The following is a 14,537-nucleotide window of genomic DNA, read 5'->3' as shown; positions in this document are numbered from 1 at the left end:
TCGACTGGTGGTGCGGGGTCGCCGAGTGGCCCGGTGTCAGGCGACCCAGTGTCCGTGCACGATCCGGAATGGACGGGCAGTCCGGTGTTCGCCCGGTGGCCCGGTCGCGTCCGGTGCAGCGATCACTTCACGCAATGCGCTGACGTCGGGCATTCGTGTGTTGCCGCGCGGTCCGTCGGTGTCCTCGCGGGAGTCGGTCGTGTCGGGTGGTCCGGTGTCGGCGGTCGGTTCACCTGCTGCTGGGACACGGGCGGGGTCGGGTGCGAGGCGTTCGGGGTGGAACATGATGTTGCTCTGCCACCGGGTGCCGCGCCCGACGGGCCGCCAGCCGACGCGTCCGGCGTCGGGCCCGAAGGTGAGGACCGTCGACTCCCAGTGCCCCGGGGTTGTGCCGTTCATCCGGTTGTGCCGGCCGCACGCCCCACCCAACCGGTCGATATCGGTGACACCGTCGTCTGACCAATCAGGCATATGGTGAGCTTGGGTGCGGATGAACGGGACGGTGCAGCCCGGTGCGGTGCATCCCCGGTCGCGGGCGAACAATGCCAGCCGTTGTGCTGCGGTGGCGAACCGGCTGGCGCGCCCCAGGTACAGGATTTGTCCGGTGGCTTGGGAGAACACCGCCAGATACGGGATGGTGTCGGCGGCGAACTGCACCAGATCAGACACCGGGATGCGGGTGCCGGTGGCGGTCCAGCCGATCCCAGCCTGCCGCGCCAGATCCTCATCGGTCACGGTCACGACTACTTGTGAGGGGATCCGGGTGGGTGCGGGTTGCCCGGCCAGCGCGAGGGCCCAGTCGCACAATGCTTGGAGGGCGTCGTGCTGACGCTGCCCGAGCGTGCGGGTGTCCCGCTCTGCCGCGGCCGCCAGGACGGCGGGGTCGAGGCCGGGTTGGTCGGCCGCGCCACGCGGGGAATCCGGGTCGTCCGGGTTGTTCATCCCCGTAGTGGCCCACTGATGCAAGACCACCTCCAACTTCGCGCGCAACACCGGGGTGAGCAGCGCCCGGACCTTGCTCATCAACTGCCGGTTCTGCGGCTGCAGGTTGAACGTGCGGCGGCGCTGACGGTCGTGGTCGTCGGCGAGGGTGCCGTCGGGGTCGAGCCAGGCCAGGATCCGGTTGCCGACCACGGTGACCGCGGCCGGGTCCAGGCGGCGGGCGGCGTCGGCGAGCATGGCTTCGGCTTTGACGCGCTGATCGTGGGTGACCGCCGAGGGGAGCTTGTCCATGATCTCGGTGACGGCGGCGACGTGGGCGCCGCCGGCGTCTCCGTCCGCGACCGCCGTCGCGGTCGCTGCGAGGCGGGGTTCGAGGCGTTCGCCGGTCAGGGCGCCCATCGCGCCGATGCCTTCGGCGGTGACCCGGCGGCGGCGGGCCTCATCCACACCCAGGCGAGCGCCGTGGGCGTAGAGCTGGTGGGTCGAGATGTGTCCGGCGCGCCGGTACACGCCACGGTCGGAGACCTCGATGTACAGGGCGGCATCGAACACCTCCGCCCGGCGGTGGGCCTGTTCACGGGCGTCGAGCAGACCCAGCAGACCGTCGTCGGACTCGGCGGCCAACAGTGCGGTTGCCTCGGCGCTCAAGCGTTTCTCGGTGGCGGTCTGTACCGCCAGCAGTTCTGCGGGCGACAGGCCGGCGATCAGCGTATCTGCGTCGAAACCAGGAGTGTCGAGACTTGCGGTGCTGGGCGCGCTCCGGGTGGCGTCGTCGTTGTACGAGATGCCGTTGACGGTCACGATGTTCACCTCCCCCGAAGTGCTGTTCCCGCTGGTAGAACCGCTGGTGCCGGTTCTCCTTGTGTGTCTGACGTCACTCTACGACGAGCCTCTGACAATTCTGCTCTCCGCTCAGCAGGAGGGTGCGCATCAGATGTGTAGGCAGCGGAACCTCAGAAGATGATTGGGGTAGGGCGCCTCCGTCGCCGGCTTCCCTCACGACAGACCGGCGAGCCGGTACGCCACCAGACTTCCCGCGACGGCGACGTTCAGGCTCGCTCCGTAGCCGACCATCGGAATCTCGACGCACTCGTCGACGCCGGCGAGGACGTCGTCGGGCACCCCCTGGTGCTCGTGGCCGAGGAGGAGGACCGACGGTCCGCGTGCGGGAGCCAGGCGGGGCAGTGGTGTCGCACCCTCGGCGAGTTCGACCGCGACGAGCCGTTTGCCGGCCTGCCGCTGCTCGTCGAGCCAGCGGATCTTGCCGATCGTCACCCAGTGGATGCACGGCCGCCGACGGCGCAGGGTGTCGCCGACGCGCAGGGCGTTCCGGTAATGCGGACTGCGGGGGACGGCCAGGCACGCGCCGACGGCGTCGCACGTGCGCAGGAGTGTGCCGAGGTTGGCGTCGTACGCCACCCAGAGAGGCGCGATGATGAGATGGTCCCAGCAGCCGTGTCTGCCGTCGCGTCGGTGGGCCCGAACATGCTGCGGCTTGGACTTCGCTCCGCTCATCGGCGCGTGGTGGGGGCTCCGGACTTGATCATGAGAGGACGCCTTTCAGCGGCGGCGCCGGTCCATCGTCGTAGTTGCCGGTCCAGCGTACGCGCCCGGGCGGCCGTCGATCCAGAACGCTTCGTCACGCCCTGGGCGGAGCGAGCGTGACCAACCGCAGGTCGCGAGGCACCGGAGAGGTACGTATGAACAGGCGGAATAGGGCATAGTGAGCACAAGCGGTATCCGTCGCACGGGCAAGGGGTCCGAGTGAGTCGACGGCGCAGAGAGTGAGTGTTGCGGTGAGTGTCAGCGGCAAGGTCGTGCATTTCGATCCGAACAAGGGGTTCGGGTTCCTTTCGCGGGAGAGCGGCGGGGACGACGTGTTCCTGCATGTCAACGACGTCCACGGCATCGACGAGGGCCAGCTGCGCCCCGGGGCCAAGGTCGAGTTCGACGTCGAGGAGACCGACCGCGGCGCCAAGGCCACGAACCTGAAGGTGACCGAGGAGGCCCCGCCGGGGGAGTCGCCGGCCTTCGAGCGGGCACAGCGTCGCGACGAGAACCGAGGCAGTTTCGATCGTCGCGACGACCGCCGTGGTGGCCGCGACGATCGTCGCGGCGGCTTCGATCGTGGTGACCGTCGGGACGATCGCCGCGGTGGCCGTGACGATCGTGACCGCGGCCCGCGTCGTTCCCCGCACGCCGGGACGCCGCTGTTCAACGAGTTCACCGAGCTCCTGATCGACGCGTCGCCGGACATCACCGCGCGCCAGATCACCTCGATCCGCAACAAGCTGATGGACCTGGCCGTCGCGCGCGGCTGGAACGGCTGACCACAGCCCGGTCGAGCTGACCACCTGCGGGTCGAGACGACCCTCGCCGGTCGAGCGCTGATCATTGCGGGTCGAGCTGACCCCTCGCTGGTCGAGCTGCCTTCTCGCTGGTCGAGCTGCCCCTCGCTGGTCGAGCGAAGTCGAGACCCCGAAGAGCCGCCGACGGACATCGCCCGTCGGCGGATCTTCGCGGTGAGCAGACCGACACGCGCCGCGAAAGCGGCCGAGAGGTCGTCGGACCAGGTAGGAACGTAGCAACGCCGGTTGAGCCGACGAGCCGCGACGCGAGTCGTGCCGAGACCATCCAACGCCGAGACAGAAGCCGGACCCTTTGCCGAACGACCACCAGCCGCCCATCGCGACGTACGACGACCACGACCTGGAGCGAGTCGTCCAGGAGGCGCCCAAGCAGGTCGAGCGGTCGAACCCGGCGACCGATCACCGGAGCGCGTTCGCGCGTGATCGTGCGCGGGTGCTGCACTGTGCTGCGCTGCGCCGGCTCGCCGACAAGACGCAGGTGGTCGGCCCGCGCGAAGGCGACACCCCGCGTACGCGACTGACGCACTCGCTGGAGGTGGGTCAGATCGGGAGGGGGATCGCCGAGGGGCTCGGTTGCGATCCGGACTTGGTGGAGCTCGCCGGTCTCGCCCACGACATCGGGCATCCGCCGTACGGCCACAACGGGGAACGTGCGCTCGACGAGGTGATGCGCGACTACGGCGGCTTTGAGGGCAACGCCCAAAACCTGCGCATCTTGACGTCGTTGGAGCCCAAGATCATCGGACCGGACGGACGCAGTGCCGGACTGAACCTGACGCGGGCGTCGCTGGACGCGACGCTGAAGTATCCGTGGAGCCGCCAGGCGCCCGGCACCAAGTACGGGGCGTACGTGGAGGACGAGCCGGCGCTGGACTGGGTGCGGCGAGGTGCTCCCGAAGGACGACGCTGCCTCGAAGCGCAGGTGATGGACTGGTCCGACGACATCGCCTACTCGGTGCACGACCTCGAAGACGGTGTAGTCAGCGGCCGAATCGACCTGCGCCAGTTGGGATCTCGGGAGGACCAAAGCGAGCTAGCTGAGATCGCGGTCCGGTATTTCGACGGCGTCGACGCGGACGCGATGGTCGACGCCGCACAGCGCCTGTCGGAGATGGAGATCTTCCGGGCCGTCGGACGGTACGACGGTTCACTCGATTCGTCGGTAGCACTCAAACGGTTGACGTCGGAGCTGATCGGCCGCTTCGCTTCGGCGGCGATCAGTGCGACTCGTGCGGAGGAAGGGAACCGTCCGCTGCGCCGGTACGACGCCGAACTTTCGGTCCCGCCGGAGATCGCGGCCGAGGTGGCCATGCTGAAGACGGTCGCGCTGAGGTTCATCTTCTCGGACCGCAAGCACCGAGCGAAGCAGGACCGGCAGCGTGACCGCATTCATCGCGTGTCGACGTTGTTGCTGAACACCGCGCCGGGCGACCTGGATCCGATCCTGGTGCCCGAGTGGGAGGCCGCGGCCAGCGATGCGGACCGTATGCGGGTGGTGACCGATCAGATCGCCTCGATGACGGAAGGTCGTTTGGAGCGACTCGACAGAAGCAGCGCGGAAGTGCAGGCGCACTTGGGTTAGCTCCGGCACCGCTAGAGCGAACCGTTCGGCGCTCCGACATCGTTCGGTGACGCCGGAGCTGCTGCCGATACCGCCGCTTTGACGTCGGAGAAGCCGCACTGCACCACTCCTGCAGCCTTACGCAGGGTCGAGACGGACAGCGACTTGTGCTCGGGGAACCTCTCGTTCAGCAGAGCAGTGGAAGCCACGAGAAACTGCCACTGACTGACGTCGAGCGGGTCGGCACTGGCGCGGTCGGTCGCGGTGAACAGGCAGAAGACATAGACGTCGCCTTGTCGTTTGCACTCGGAGCTGTATTCGTTGGTGCGCGTACTCGGCCAGCACCCCGCGCAGAGCGTTGCTCAGCAGGTCTGAATACGCCCAGGACCAGAAGTCGTGGAGAGTCGAGGTAGGCGACTCGCCGGCACCGTGGATCGGTTCCGTTCCGTCCTTCCGGAGGGGCAGGACGATCGGAGACGTCGGGGGCGTCTGCTCGGGCACCATGAGACGGATGCTGCCACCCGTCCGTTCTCAGGTCTCGGGATTGCTCCACGACCGCGTTGATCGTCTGACGCAGACTTACGCCTCGCTGAGACCGACGCGCGCCATCGATGTCCTACCTGTGTGAGATGTTCTGTGTGTCAGACATGCGAGGTGGAGGGGAGCGGCGATGATCGACGACGAAGTGGCAGTTCGCGCGGAGCAGGCTTCGACGATCGAGGAGGTGTGGGAGCTTCTCGATGCGGCAGGTCAAGACGCCGAAGGGGTAGACGAGGAGGTCAAGTACCTCATCGCGGCGGCGCTCGAGAGTGACGCCTCGTTCGACGCGCAGCTGAGTCCCGACGCGGAGCCGACGGCGCGGCCGGATCGCACCAGCGGACGGGAGGCGTCACCGGTCAAGGCGTACCTCCGGTCGATCACCGTCGCCGGCTTCCGCGGGATCGGACCGGAGTCGGTCTTGCCGCTCACGCCCACACCCGGTCTGACGGTCGTGAGCGGGCGCAACGGCTCGGGGAAGTCCTCGTTCTCCGAGGCGCTGGAATGCGCGATCACCGGATCGAGCCATCGGTGGTCGGCCAAGAACCAGAAGTTCTGGCAGGAAGGCTGGCGGAACCTTCACCGGGACATCGAGTGCCGGGTCGGCGTCGGACTCGTGCAGCAGCCGGAGGAGGCCGCCGAGCCCCCGACGAACCTCGCCGTCAGCGTGAAGTGGACGGGCGACGACGTCGCCGACTGCGAACGGTTCGCGAAGCCGGACGGAGGCGACCGACGCCCCGCCGAGGAGGTTCTCGGGTGGCGGCGCCCGGTGGAGCTGTACCGCCCGATCCTCAGTTACGAAGAGTTGGGCAACCTCTTCGGCGAGGGCCGGGCGGCGCTGTACGACGCGCTCAACCAGATCCTCGGCCTGGACGAGATCACCGCCGCGGCAAAGCGGATCGACGATCGGCTGAAGGAGCTCGGCGACGCGCGCAAGCGCGCGAACAGCGCCCGCACCGCTATGCGGAGGGAGCTCAAGGAGTCCGATCTGGATCAGGCGAAGGCCGTGTTCAAAGCGACGCAGTCGCGGTCGTGCGATCTCGACACGGTGCGGACACTGGTCAGCGGCAGCACCTCACCGCATGACCGGTTGGTGGTTCAGTTGCGGATGATCGCCGAGGAACTGACTGTCGCCGACGAGCTCGCCGTGTCAGCGCGAGTGGCCGAACTCCGCGCCGCCGTCGACGAGTCGCTCGCATCCGGGGACCGGACTCTTCGCCTCCTGGGCGAACGCACCGCCCTCCTCGACGGCGCCGTCCGCTATCTGCGCGAACAGGGAGGCGACGACTGTCCGGTGTGCGAGAGCCCGCTGCCCGACAACTGGATTCTCGGCGCCGAGGCGAAGATCGCCGAGAGCCGCACGGCGATGGAAGCGAACTCCTGGGCGATCGCGCGACTGCGCGACATGGAGCAGCAGGTGCGGGAATTGCTGGGGGAGTTGGTGATTCCCGTACTCGAGACGGGCCCGGACATCGATCTGGATGTCGACCTGCCCGAGTACGCCGCCTACCGGTCCAGCGTCGAGGCCGCGCGGAACGCGCCCGACTCGGCCGTGGAGTTGGCGCAGCACGCGACCGACTCGCTGGCTGCCGCGGCGGAAGCGCTCGAGGCGCTGCGCCCGCCCGCTGCGGCCCTGGCACAGAAGCTCGACGACGCGTGGGCGCCACTGGCGCTGACGGTGATGTCGTGGATTCAGCTCGAGTCGCAGGCGCGTCCGCTGGACGCGTCGGTCGCCCGACTGAAGGCGGCGAAGGAGTGGCTCCATGCGAACGCCGACGTGCTGCGCGCCCGGCGGATGGCCCCGATCGAGGCTCAGGCGAAGCGGATCTGGTCCGAGCTCCGCCAGCAGAGCGACGTCGACTTGACCTCCATCTCGCTGACCGGCCGGGCGACCAGCCGCCGCGTCGACCTGGAGGGCACCGTCGGCGGGCAGAAGTCGTCTGTGCTGCCGATGATGAGTCAGGGGGAACTCCAGGCGCTGGCGCTCGCGCTGTTCATCCCGCGTGCCACGCTGCCCGCCAGTCCGTTCGGTTTCCTGGTGCTCGACGACCCGATCCAGGCGATGGATCCGGCCAAGATCGACGGCTTCCTCCGGGTGCTCCAGGAACTGGCGAAGACCCGTCAGGTGATCGTCTTCTCGCACGACGACCGGCTCCCGTCGGCGATCCGCCGTCTTGCGGTCGACGCGCAGTTGCTCCTGGTGAGCCGCGAGCCGGGCTCACGGGTCGCCGTCGAGCCCGCGGACGTCCCGGCGGACCGGGTGTTCGCCAATGCCAGGTCGTTGATCGTCGACACCGAGATCCCCGATGCGGTGAAGAACGATGCGGGTCCGGGCCTGTTCCGGATGACGGTGGAGAGTGCGGCGCGCCAGAAGTTCTTCGCCGAGGCGCCGCGCCGCGGTCTGAGCCAGCAGGCCGCCGAGGGGCGGTGGGCATCGGCTCAGGGAGCGAAGGCGTTGGTGTCTCTCGCCCTCGACGTGGACGACGACGGGTACAAGTCGTGGCTGCACGTGCGCGACCACCGGAAGAACGTCCTGCGGATCATCACTCACGGGACGCATCACGGGTCGGTGCTCGACAGGAGTGATCTGAACGACCTCCGCGCGGTGGTCGACGACCTGCTGGGGCGGCGCCGTGGATAGCGAGGCGATCACCCTCCTCGGGTATGCGGACGGACTGCTCAGCGGGCGCATCGAAGTGTCGGGGGACGCTGCGCGTCTGGCGGCCTTCGTGGCGCGACGCGGTGTCGAGGCACTCATCGACCAGTACTGCGAGGAGCAGTGCGGGCATCTGCTGGACCCGCACCGGTCGTCGCCGTGGAACGACGCGCGGTGGGCCAGCAAGCTCGCCATCCTGCTTTCTCGGGACGACGACTACGGCCGGGCCCTGATCTACGCCTGGGTGGAACTGAGCAACCTCTGTCACGAGCACGCTTACCAGCTGACACCGACGATCGACGAGGTCCGCAACCTCTGCCTGACCGTGATGACGCAGGCAGCAGGAAGACCCGTGGCGTGAACGGACGCTGCTCTCGCCTGCAACGCTGCCGGTGCCGGAATGCTGACTGGCCCGCGGTCCCTGAGTCATCGGACCCATCCGATGCGGGATCGGCACCGAACTCCTCATGTCAGCGCGATCAACGTCGGCCGCACCGGGCGGCTGGAGCGCACGACCGAAGGAGAAGACGATGAGCATCTCACGCAACGCGGGAACTGTGGCTGCTGCAGCTGCCGTGCTCGCCATCGGCCTGACCGCATGCGGAAACGACGACTCGACGACCTCGGAGGCGACGTCTCGCGCCGACGTCACCAGCTCCGCCCTGATGACGTCGATGCCGGCCGCCGATTCTGGCCTCATCGGCCCCGGATGCGCGGCCTACGCGGACGCGAATCCGACCGGGTCAGCATCTCTGGCCGCGCTCGCCGGCGAACCGGTCGCGACCGCCGCCGGGAACGTGCCGATGCTCTCGACGCTGACGGCCGCGCTGTCGGGCGGGGTGAACCCCGGCGTGAACCTGGTGAGCACCCTCAACGAGGGACAGTTCACTGTGTTCGCCCCGGTGGATGAGGCGTTCGCCGAGATCGATCAGGCGACCATGGACACGCTGAAGACGGATTCCGCGTTGCTGACGGGCATCCTCACCTACCACGTCGTTCCCGGCCAGGTGGCGCCGGAGGACGCGGTAGGGACCCACAAGACGGTTCAGGGCGCCGATCTGACCGTCACCAGCGAGGGCGATGATGTGAAGGTCAACGACGCCAGCGTGATCTGCGGCGGTATCCAGACCAAGAACGCCAAGGTGTATCTGATCGACGAGGTGCTGATGCCGCCTACTTCTTGATCCCGACCGAAGCGGCAGCGATACGTGGGCGCTGGGTGTACGCACGTCCGCGCATGCCTGCGGCGGGTTGCACTAGTTCGCTGAGGTGCTCCGGGCGCGGTGGCGGCGGACGGCCGCCCGGTTCGCACACCGCACTGAGCAGTATCGTTGCCGGCCGTTGCGGGTGACGTCGACGACCACCGCCGAGCAGGGGTCTCCCGGCGTCTCGCCGGCCGCGCAGCGCCGGAGCCGCTGCATGCCGCGGGTGGTGAGAAACAGGGCGGTGCCGACGCTGATCACCGCGCGCAAGACGTCGGGGAGGGTCTGGTGGTCGTCGCGATAGTGCAGATGCCAGCCTTCGCCGTCGTGATCGGTCAGCCGCGGATAGGCCGCGGCGGCAGCCATGAGGTCGTTGAGTATCCGGGCCCGCTCCCGTGGGTCCGGGGCGTCGACCACGGTCAGCCAGGTGTCGATGACCTGCCGGGTTCGCTGGTGGTCGTCGCGGGAGGGCGCAAAATCCATGGTCATCCCGAACGTCCTGGTTCGCGCTTCGATGCCGTCGCGGTCGGCGGGCCACTCGTCGGCCAGCGAACCCGCCAGCAGAACCGCATACTCGCCGTAAGGGTTGAGATGCATAATGCCATTACATCATGGTGGTGGAATGAGTGTTTCCGAGAAGCATGACCAGCAACCTCTGCCTGGGACGACGATTCCCGACGAGCACGCGTGGACCACCGAATCGAGCCATGCCACGTCGTCGGGACGAGTCCGATACGTCCGCTGCGTGCACTGCGGGACGCGTCGCGTCGATTTCCAGGAACACCCGGAACTGCCGCCGACCGCGCTGAGTGCGGAAGTCCCCACGTCTAGCGCGCCGACGAGCCGCCGCGCGCCGTCGTAAGCATGGTGCAGACTCGGAGAATGCGTTGCTTCGCCGCCGACCTGCACTTGCAGCACCCGAAACTGGCCGGCCTGCGCGGGTTCGAGTCGGTGCCCGCACACGACGAGTACGTGATCTCCCGGCTCGCGGAACTGACGGCCGACGACGAGTTGTGGGTTCTCGGCGACATCTGCTCCGGTGGCGTCGCGAGCATGGAGTCCGCGCTGACTCAGTTGTCGGAGCTGGCGGTGCCGATGCACCTGGTGACCGGAAATCACGATCCCGTGCACCCCATGAGCCGCGGCGCGCAGCGCCACTTCGCCGCGTACGCGTCGGTGTTCTCGTCGGTGCAGCAGTACGCCCGCGTCAAGATCGGCGGAGAAGGCGCTGTGCTCAGTCACTTTCCGTACGCGGGGACGCCGGACCGATTCGAGCGCGACCAGTTCGCGCAGTACCAGCTTCCGGACTTCGGCATGTGGCTGCTGCACGGTCACACGCACTCGCCGGAACGACGATCCGGCGCCCGCTCGATCTGTGTGTCGCTCGAAGCCTGGGACCTCGGGCCGGCCTCCGAGGACGCGATCGCCGAAGTGATGCGCGGTTCGGGGGCGTGAGCGGCGCACTCGGCGGCGACTCGGCGCGGATCGTCAGGAGGCAGGTCGTCCACGCGGATCCGGCGCGGGTGTGCGGCATCGCCGACCACCAGGTACCGCTGGCCGGGGCGGATGCGCGACGCTTGGTCGTGGATCTCAGCGAGTCGGTCTGACCGGAATCGATGCTCGGGCGACGCGGCGAACTCGGCCGGCGCTGCCGAGTGTTGGACTCGCCCGGCAGTGTGCTCGTGCGGCTTGGTGATCTCGGCAGGTTCGGAAGTCAGGGCGTCCGCGGCGATCCTCCGGGGGTCGAAGCGCCGCGGGTCCAGGGCCTCCCACTCCTGTGCACTGAGGGTCTTGGACTTGGTGTCGTCGACGATGTGGCCCAGGTGCCGCAGCGTCCGAGCCAGCCCGCGGGCGTACTCGGGCAGTCGGTGCGGACCGAGCACCACGGCGGCGATCACGGCGACCAGGAAGAGCTTCTCGAAAGTGAGTCCGAACATCGTCGTCGTCCTTGTTGCTAGGGGCGTTTCGACTCGGACCTCGGCTGGGGCCTCGGTCCGGCTCAACGGGCGGGTAGGCGTTTCGACTCGGACCTCGGCTGGGGCCTCGGTCCGGCTCAACGGGCGGGTAGGCGTTTCGACTCGGACCTCGGCTGGGGCCTCGGTCCGGCTCAACGGGCGGGTGGTCTCGACTTCGCTCGACCGGCGAGTGGGGCTCGACCGGCGAGTGGGGCTCGACCGGCGAGTGCGGCTGGACCGGCGAGTGGGGCTGGACCGGCGAGGTGGCTACCGACGGGAGCGACGGTGGTGGAGGTGGGTGATGAGGACGGCCGCACAGAAGAGCAGGGCCATCGGGACGGCGACCAGGAACATCGACAGCACGTCGGCCGCCGGGGTCACGAGGGCGCTGAAGACCGCGATCAGCACGACGATCACACGCCAGCTTCGCCGCAGGGTCGCCGCGGAGACCACACCCATCAGGTTCAGTGCGACCACGAACACCGGCAGCACGAACGCGATGCCCATCGCCAGGACGATCTTCATCACGAAGTCGACGTAATAGCCGGCGGTCAGGATCGTCGAATCGTGCTCGGACCCGATGCCAGTGAGCACTTCGACCATCCGGGGGAAGAGCAGAAACCCGAACACGCAGCCGGCGCCGAACAACGGCACGGCGGCCGCGGCGAAGCCGAAGGTGTACCTCTTCTCCCGGCGCGTGAGGCCCGGCGAGACGAAGGCCAGCAGCTCGGTCAGCCACACCGGGCTCGACAACACCACCGCTGTGAACAAGGCGATGCGGACCTTCAGATCGAACGCCGCCGTCACGGTGTCGTAGTTCAGGCTCGCCGACCGCGATTCGGCCAACTGCTCGATCGGCGTGCGCAGGACGTCGAGAATCGGATCGGCGAAGACGAAACCCGCCACCAGCCCGATCAGCAGCGCCGCCGCGGCCCGCACGGCGCGGACTCGGGCCTCGCGCAGATGCTCAGGCAGGGCCATCGCGCCGCCGGAGGCGACAGGCTCCGGACCTGAGCGGGTCTCCGACTCCGCCGGGCGAGTCGCGGTGATCGTCATGCCGCAGGACGGTCGGAGTTCGCGTCGGCGTAGACCGGGCGGACGGTGTCGTCGTCGTGCAAGCGTCCCTCGCTGGAGGTGCCGGCCTCATCCTTGAGGATGCGCATCGACTGGCCGACACTCCGGGCCAGTGCGGGGAGCTTGGTGGAGCCGAAGACCAGCAGGACGACGGCGAGGACGATCAGGGCATGCCAGCCGGTGAGGTTGTGCAACATGGGTTTCTCCTTGGTGGGGTGGGTATTCCGGTAGTGGTGGGGTGTGGTCTCGATACGCCGACACTCACTGCGTTCGCGTCGGCTACTCGACCAGCGAAGTGGGGTCTCGATACGCTGGCACTCACGTCGTTCGCGTCGGCTCCTCGACCAGCGAAGTGAGGCCTCGATACGCCGGCACTCACGTCGTTCACGTCGGCTCCTCGACCAGCAGGTGGGGGTGCTCGACCAGCAAGGTGGGGTGACCGACCACGACCGGTCAGTTCGCGCCGGGCGGGGGACCGCCGGGTCCGGCGTCAGAACGACTGTGTGAGGGGTCGGTGGTCGTGTCGACGGCGACGGGCAGGGATCCGACGTAGCCGGAGTCCGGGTCGCCGGTGAAGGTGCCCATCTGGAGGTCGTGCCCGTCGCCGAAGACGTTGTCGCTCTCCACGCTGCCCATCCGGGCCAGGGCCTCGGCGGAGCCGTCGTACTCGGAGCGCTGGTAGACCTCGTCGAGCATCTCCTTCGGGAACGCGACCTGAGACGTCGCGATCACGTTCTCGACGTCGGTCGCCGACGCGCGGTCCGGGTACACCTCGAAGTGCAGGTGCGTCCACCGACCCGGATAGCAGCCGGGGACGACGGTCGTGAACGTGGCGGTGCCGTCGTCGCCGACGACCTGAACGCCACGCAGGTACGTCTCGTCCTCGACGCCTTCGGAGTACATCGAGTAGCGGCCCTGCGCGTCGCACTGCCAGAGGTACACGGCGGCGCCGGTGAATGGGACGTTGTCGTTCGCCATGTCGGTCACGGTGAACGTGAACGAGAGCGGCACGCCCTCGACCGTCGTCCCGCCGTCGAGGCTCGACGTGATGTCACTGCGCTCGATGCCCGACTCGGTCAGGATGTTCACGTCGTTGGTGCCGTCGGCCGGGTACGGGCCGTTGGTCTCCTCCGGGATCTCACTGTCCGCCGTGGTGACGGCGCCGGCGCTGCTCGTCGAAGCAGTCGACGCAGTGTTCGACGACGATCCGCCCGCGCATGCGGCGAGGGCGAACGCGCCGGCGCCGGCGCCCAGGATTCCCAGCATCCGGCGCCGGGAGATCAGGGTCGTCATGTCGAAACCGGCGCCCTGGTCGACCACCTCGTCGGCGGGGCGGGCGAGCAGCCGGCCTTCGAAGGCCGGGCCGTCGCAGGTCTGGTCGGGTTCGGGGCTGCGGTTCATGGTGTTCTCCTCTCGGGTCGAATGACCGTTGAGAACCACAGTTCAGGCCGGGACTGGAATCCTCGTCGCAGAGTGCTGGGAAGTTGCTGTGAGCGCCGGACCGGGAAGAGTTCTCATGTCACGGAGTCGTTTCGACACGGGCGCATCACTTCGCTCCTTGCCCGGCTCAACGAGCGAAAGGGGAGTGACGGGCGAGGGCGCTCGACCCGGCGAAGGACTTCGAGGTCAGTGGCCGAGGCGGCGGAGGAAGTCGTCGAGACTCCAGCCCGCGCCGCTCCCGGGCAGGCCCGGCAGGTGGGTGGCCTCGCTGATGTCGAAGCCGAACTCGGTGGGAGTGGCGTGTCCGGACTCGGCGCGCAGCCAGGTCACACAGATCTCGGCGGCGAGATGGGGATCGTCGACGTAGATCGAGCCGGCGGTGCAGTCGCCCGTGGGGTCGTCGTCGAACCAGAGGTTGGGGGTGGCGCCGGATGCGTCGTGGTCGACGAAACTGGTCGCCTCCATCACCACGTGCGACCGTCGCACCAGGTACCGGCCGTGCTTGAGGACCACCAGTTGGGCGCACAGCGCCTCGATCGGGTCCTCGTCGAAGTCGTCGTCCAGCTGATCGTCGTCGATGTGCAGGTCCTTCGGGCCGAAGTCGATGGTCACACCGGCCGGGATGTCGGAGAGCGAGTCTCCGAGCCAGGTGATCATCTCGTCCCACGTCTCGCAACCCACGAAGTCGTCGTCGTTCATGATCTCCGCTCCCTCCCGGTCCCGCTGGATGCGAGACGCTGCCCGCGATTCTAATCCCGATCGGTCGTCTTACCTCGCCGAGGACACCGGATTCGATAGAGC

13 protein-coding genes and 1 pseudogene are annotated in these 14,537 nt (G+C 68.3%); 6 read left to right on the top strand and 8 right to left on the bottom strand.

Annotation, left to right across the window (positions count from 1 at the left end; all coding sequences use genetic code 11):
• Positions 1-36: 36 nt before the first annotated feature.
• Complete coding sequence (locus C6V83_RS13660) at positions 37-1,743, bottom strand: HNH endonuclease signature motif containing protein (RefSeq protein ID WP_159067521.1); 1,707 nt, start codon at positions 1,741-1,743, stop codon at positions 37-39.
• A 195-nt stretch (positions 1,744-1,938) separates the two neighbouring features.
• Entirely contained in the window at positions 1,939-2,457 is a 519-nt protein-coding gene (locus tag C6V83_RS13655; protein WP_105942850.1) for a TrmH family RNA methyltransferase, read from the bottom strand.
• Positions 2,458-2,726: 269 nt separating this feature from the next.
• Here C6V83_RS13655 and C6V83_RS13650 point away from each other — a divergent pair, with 269 nt between their 5' ends.
• The 5 genes from C6V83_RS13650 to C6V83_RS13630 all read left to right on the top strand — a co-directional run bounded on the left by C6V83_RS13650 (position 2,727) and on the right by C6V83_RS13630 (position 9,249).
• Positions 2,727-3,272 carry a cold-shock protein gene (locus C6V83_RS13650; protein WP_407646167.1) on the top strand — a complete coding sequence of 182 codons (546 nt, stop codon included), beginning with the start codon at positions 2,727-2,729 and terminating at the stop codon, positions 3,270-3,272.
• A gap of 331 nt (positions 3,273-3,603) precedes the next feature.
• Positions 3,604-4,893: a deoxyguanosinetriphosphate triphosphohydrolase gene (locus C6V83_RS13645; RefSeq protein WP_105942848.1), complete on the top strand. Its 1,290-nt coding sequence runs from the start codon at positions 3,604-3,606 to the stop codon at positions 4,891-4,893.
• Between the two features lie 649 nt (positions 4,894-5,542).
• A complete protein-coding gene (locus C6V83_RS13640; protein WP_105942847.1) occupies positions 5,543-8,050 on the top strand; it encodes an AAA family ATPase in 2,508 nt (835 codons plus the stop codon).
• Positions 8,043-8,426, top strand: coding sequence for a hypothetical protein (locus C6V83_RS13635; protein WP_105942846.1), 384 nt, complete (start codon positions 8,043-8,045; stop codon positions 8,424-8,426). The genes C6V83_RS13640 and C6V83_RS13635 overlap by 8 nt, the downstream gene beginning before the upstream one ends.
• Positions 8,427-8,595: 169 nt before the next feature.
• Entirely contained in the window at positions 8,596-9,249 is a 654-nt protein-coding gene (locus C6V83_RS13630) for a fasciclin domain-containing protein (protein ID WP_105942845.1), read from the top strand.
• Positions 9,250-9,321: 72 nt separating this feature from the next.
• Here C6V83_RS13630 and C6V83_RS13625 read toward each other — a convergent pair whose 3' ends face one another.
• Positions 9,322-9,864, bottom strand: a complete 543-nt coding sequence (locus C6V83_RS13625) for a CGNR zinc finger domain-containing protein (protein ID WP_105942844.1) — start codon at positions 9,862-9,864, stop codon at positions 9,322-9,324.
• A 285-nt stretch (positions 9,865-10,149) separates the two neighbouring features.
• On the opposite strand from C6V83_RS13625, the gene C6V83_RS18785 reads away from it, so the two are divergent.
• A complete protein-coding gene (locus tag C6V83_RS18785; protein WP_105943955.1) occupies positions 10,150-10,722 on the top strand; it encodes a metallophosphoesterase family protein in 573 nt (190 codons plus the stop codon).
• 380 nt (positions 10,723-11,102) lie between these two features.
• On the opposite strand, the pseudogene C6V83_RS18780 reads toward C6V83_RS18785, so the two are convergent.
• The 5 genes and pseudogenes from C6V83_RS18780 to C6V83_RS13590 form a co-directional block, all read right to left on the bottom strand.
• Positions 11,103-11,204: pseudogene (locus tag C6V83_RS18780) on the bottom strand (Sec-independent protein translocase subunit TatA/TatB); the annotation flags it as partial.
• Positions 11,205-11,489: 285 nt separating this feature from the next.
• Positions 11,490-12,278: a twin-arginine translocase subunit TatC gene (gene tatC, locus C6V83_RS13605; RefSeq protein WP_105942842.1), complete on the bottom strand. Its 789-nt coding sequence runs from the start codon at positions 12,276-12,278 to the stop codon at positions 11,490-11,492.
• Entirely contained in the window at positions 12,275-12,493 is a 219-nt protein-coding gene (locus C6V83_RS13600; RefSeq protein ID WP_105942841.1) for a twin-arginine translocase TatA/TatE family subunit, read from the bottom strand. Before C6V83_RS13600 ends, tatC begins: the two co-directional genes overlap by 4 nt.
• A 256-nt stretch (positions 12,494-12,749) precedes the next feature.
• The gene (locus tag C6V83_RS13595) at positions 12,750-13,697 is read right to left on the bottom strand and encodes a dioxygenase family protein (protein ID WP_105943954.1); all 948 of its coding nucleotides are present in this window, start codon (positions 13,695-13,697) and stop codon (positions 12,750-12,752) included.
• 225 nt (positions 13,698-13,922) lie between these two features.
• Complete coding sequence (locus tag C6V83_RS13590) at positions 13,923-14,435, bottom strand: hypothetical protein (protein ID WP_105942840.1); 513 nt, start codon at positions 14,433-14,435, stop codon at positions 13,923-13,925.
• Positions 14,436-14,537 lie beyond the last annotated feature (102 nt).

Source organism: Gordonia iterans, from assembly GCF_002993285.1.
In the GTDB taxonomy this organism is placed as follows: Bacteria; Actinomycetota; Actinomycetes; order Mycobacteriales; family Mycobacteriaceae; genus Gordonia; species Gordonia iterans.
This window is presented reverse-complemented; position numbering and strand designations above follow the sequence as displayed.

Bases quoted from the DNA above. Each gene is read 5' to 3' on its own strand.
- C6V83_RS13655 (WP_105942850.1), bottom strand. From the start codon at position 2,457: ATGAGCGGAGCGAAGTCCAAGCCGCAGCATGTTCGGGCCCACCGACGC.
- C6V83_RS13600 (WP_105942841.1), bottom strand. From the start codon at position 12,493: ATGTTGCACAACCTCACCGGCTGGCATGCCCTGATCGTCCTCGCCGTC.
- C6V83_RS13625 (WP_105942844.1), bottom strand. From the start codon at position 9,864: ATGCATCTCAACCCTTACGGCGAGTATGCGGTTCTGCTGGCGGGTTCG.
- C6V83_RS13595 (WP_105943954.1), bottom strand. From the start codon at position 13,697: ATGAACCGCAGCCCCGAACCCGACCAGACCTGCGACGGCCCGGCCTTC.
- tatC (WP_105942842.1), bottom strand. From the start codon at position 12,278: ATGACGATCACCGCGACTCGCCCGGCGGAGTCGGAGACCCGCTCAGGT.
- C6V83_RS18785 (WP_105943955.1), top strand. From the start codon at position 10,150: ATGCGTTGCTTCGCCGCCGACCTGCACTTGCAGCACCCGAAACTGGCC.
- C6V83_RS13590 (WP_105942840.1), bottom strand. From the start codon at position 14,435: ATGAACGACGACGACTTCGTGGGTTGCGAGACGTGGGACGAGATGATC.
- C6V83_RS13630 (WP_105942845.1), top strand. From the start codon at position 8,596: ATGAGCATCTCACGCAACGCGGGAACTGTGGCTGCTGCAGCTGCCGTG.
- C6V83_RS13640 (WP_105942847.1), top strand. From the start codon at position 5,543: ATGATCGACGACGAAGTGGCAGTTCGCGCGGAGCAGGCTTCGACGATC.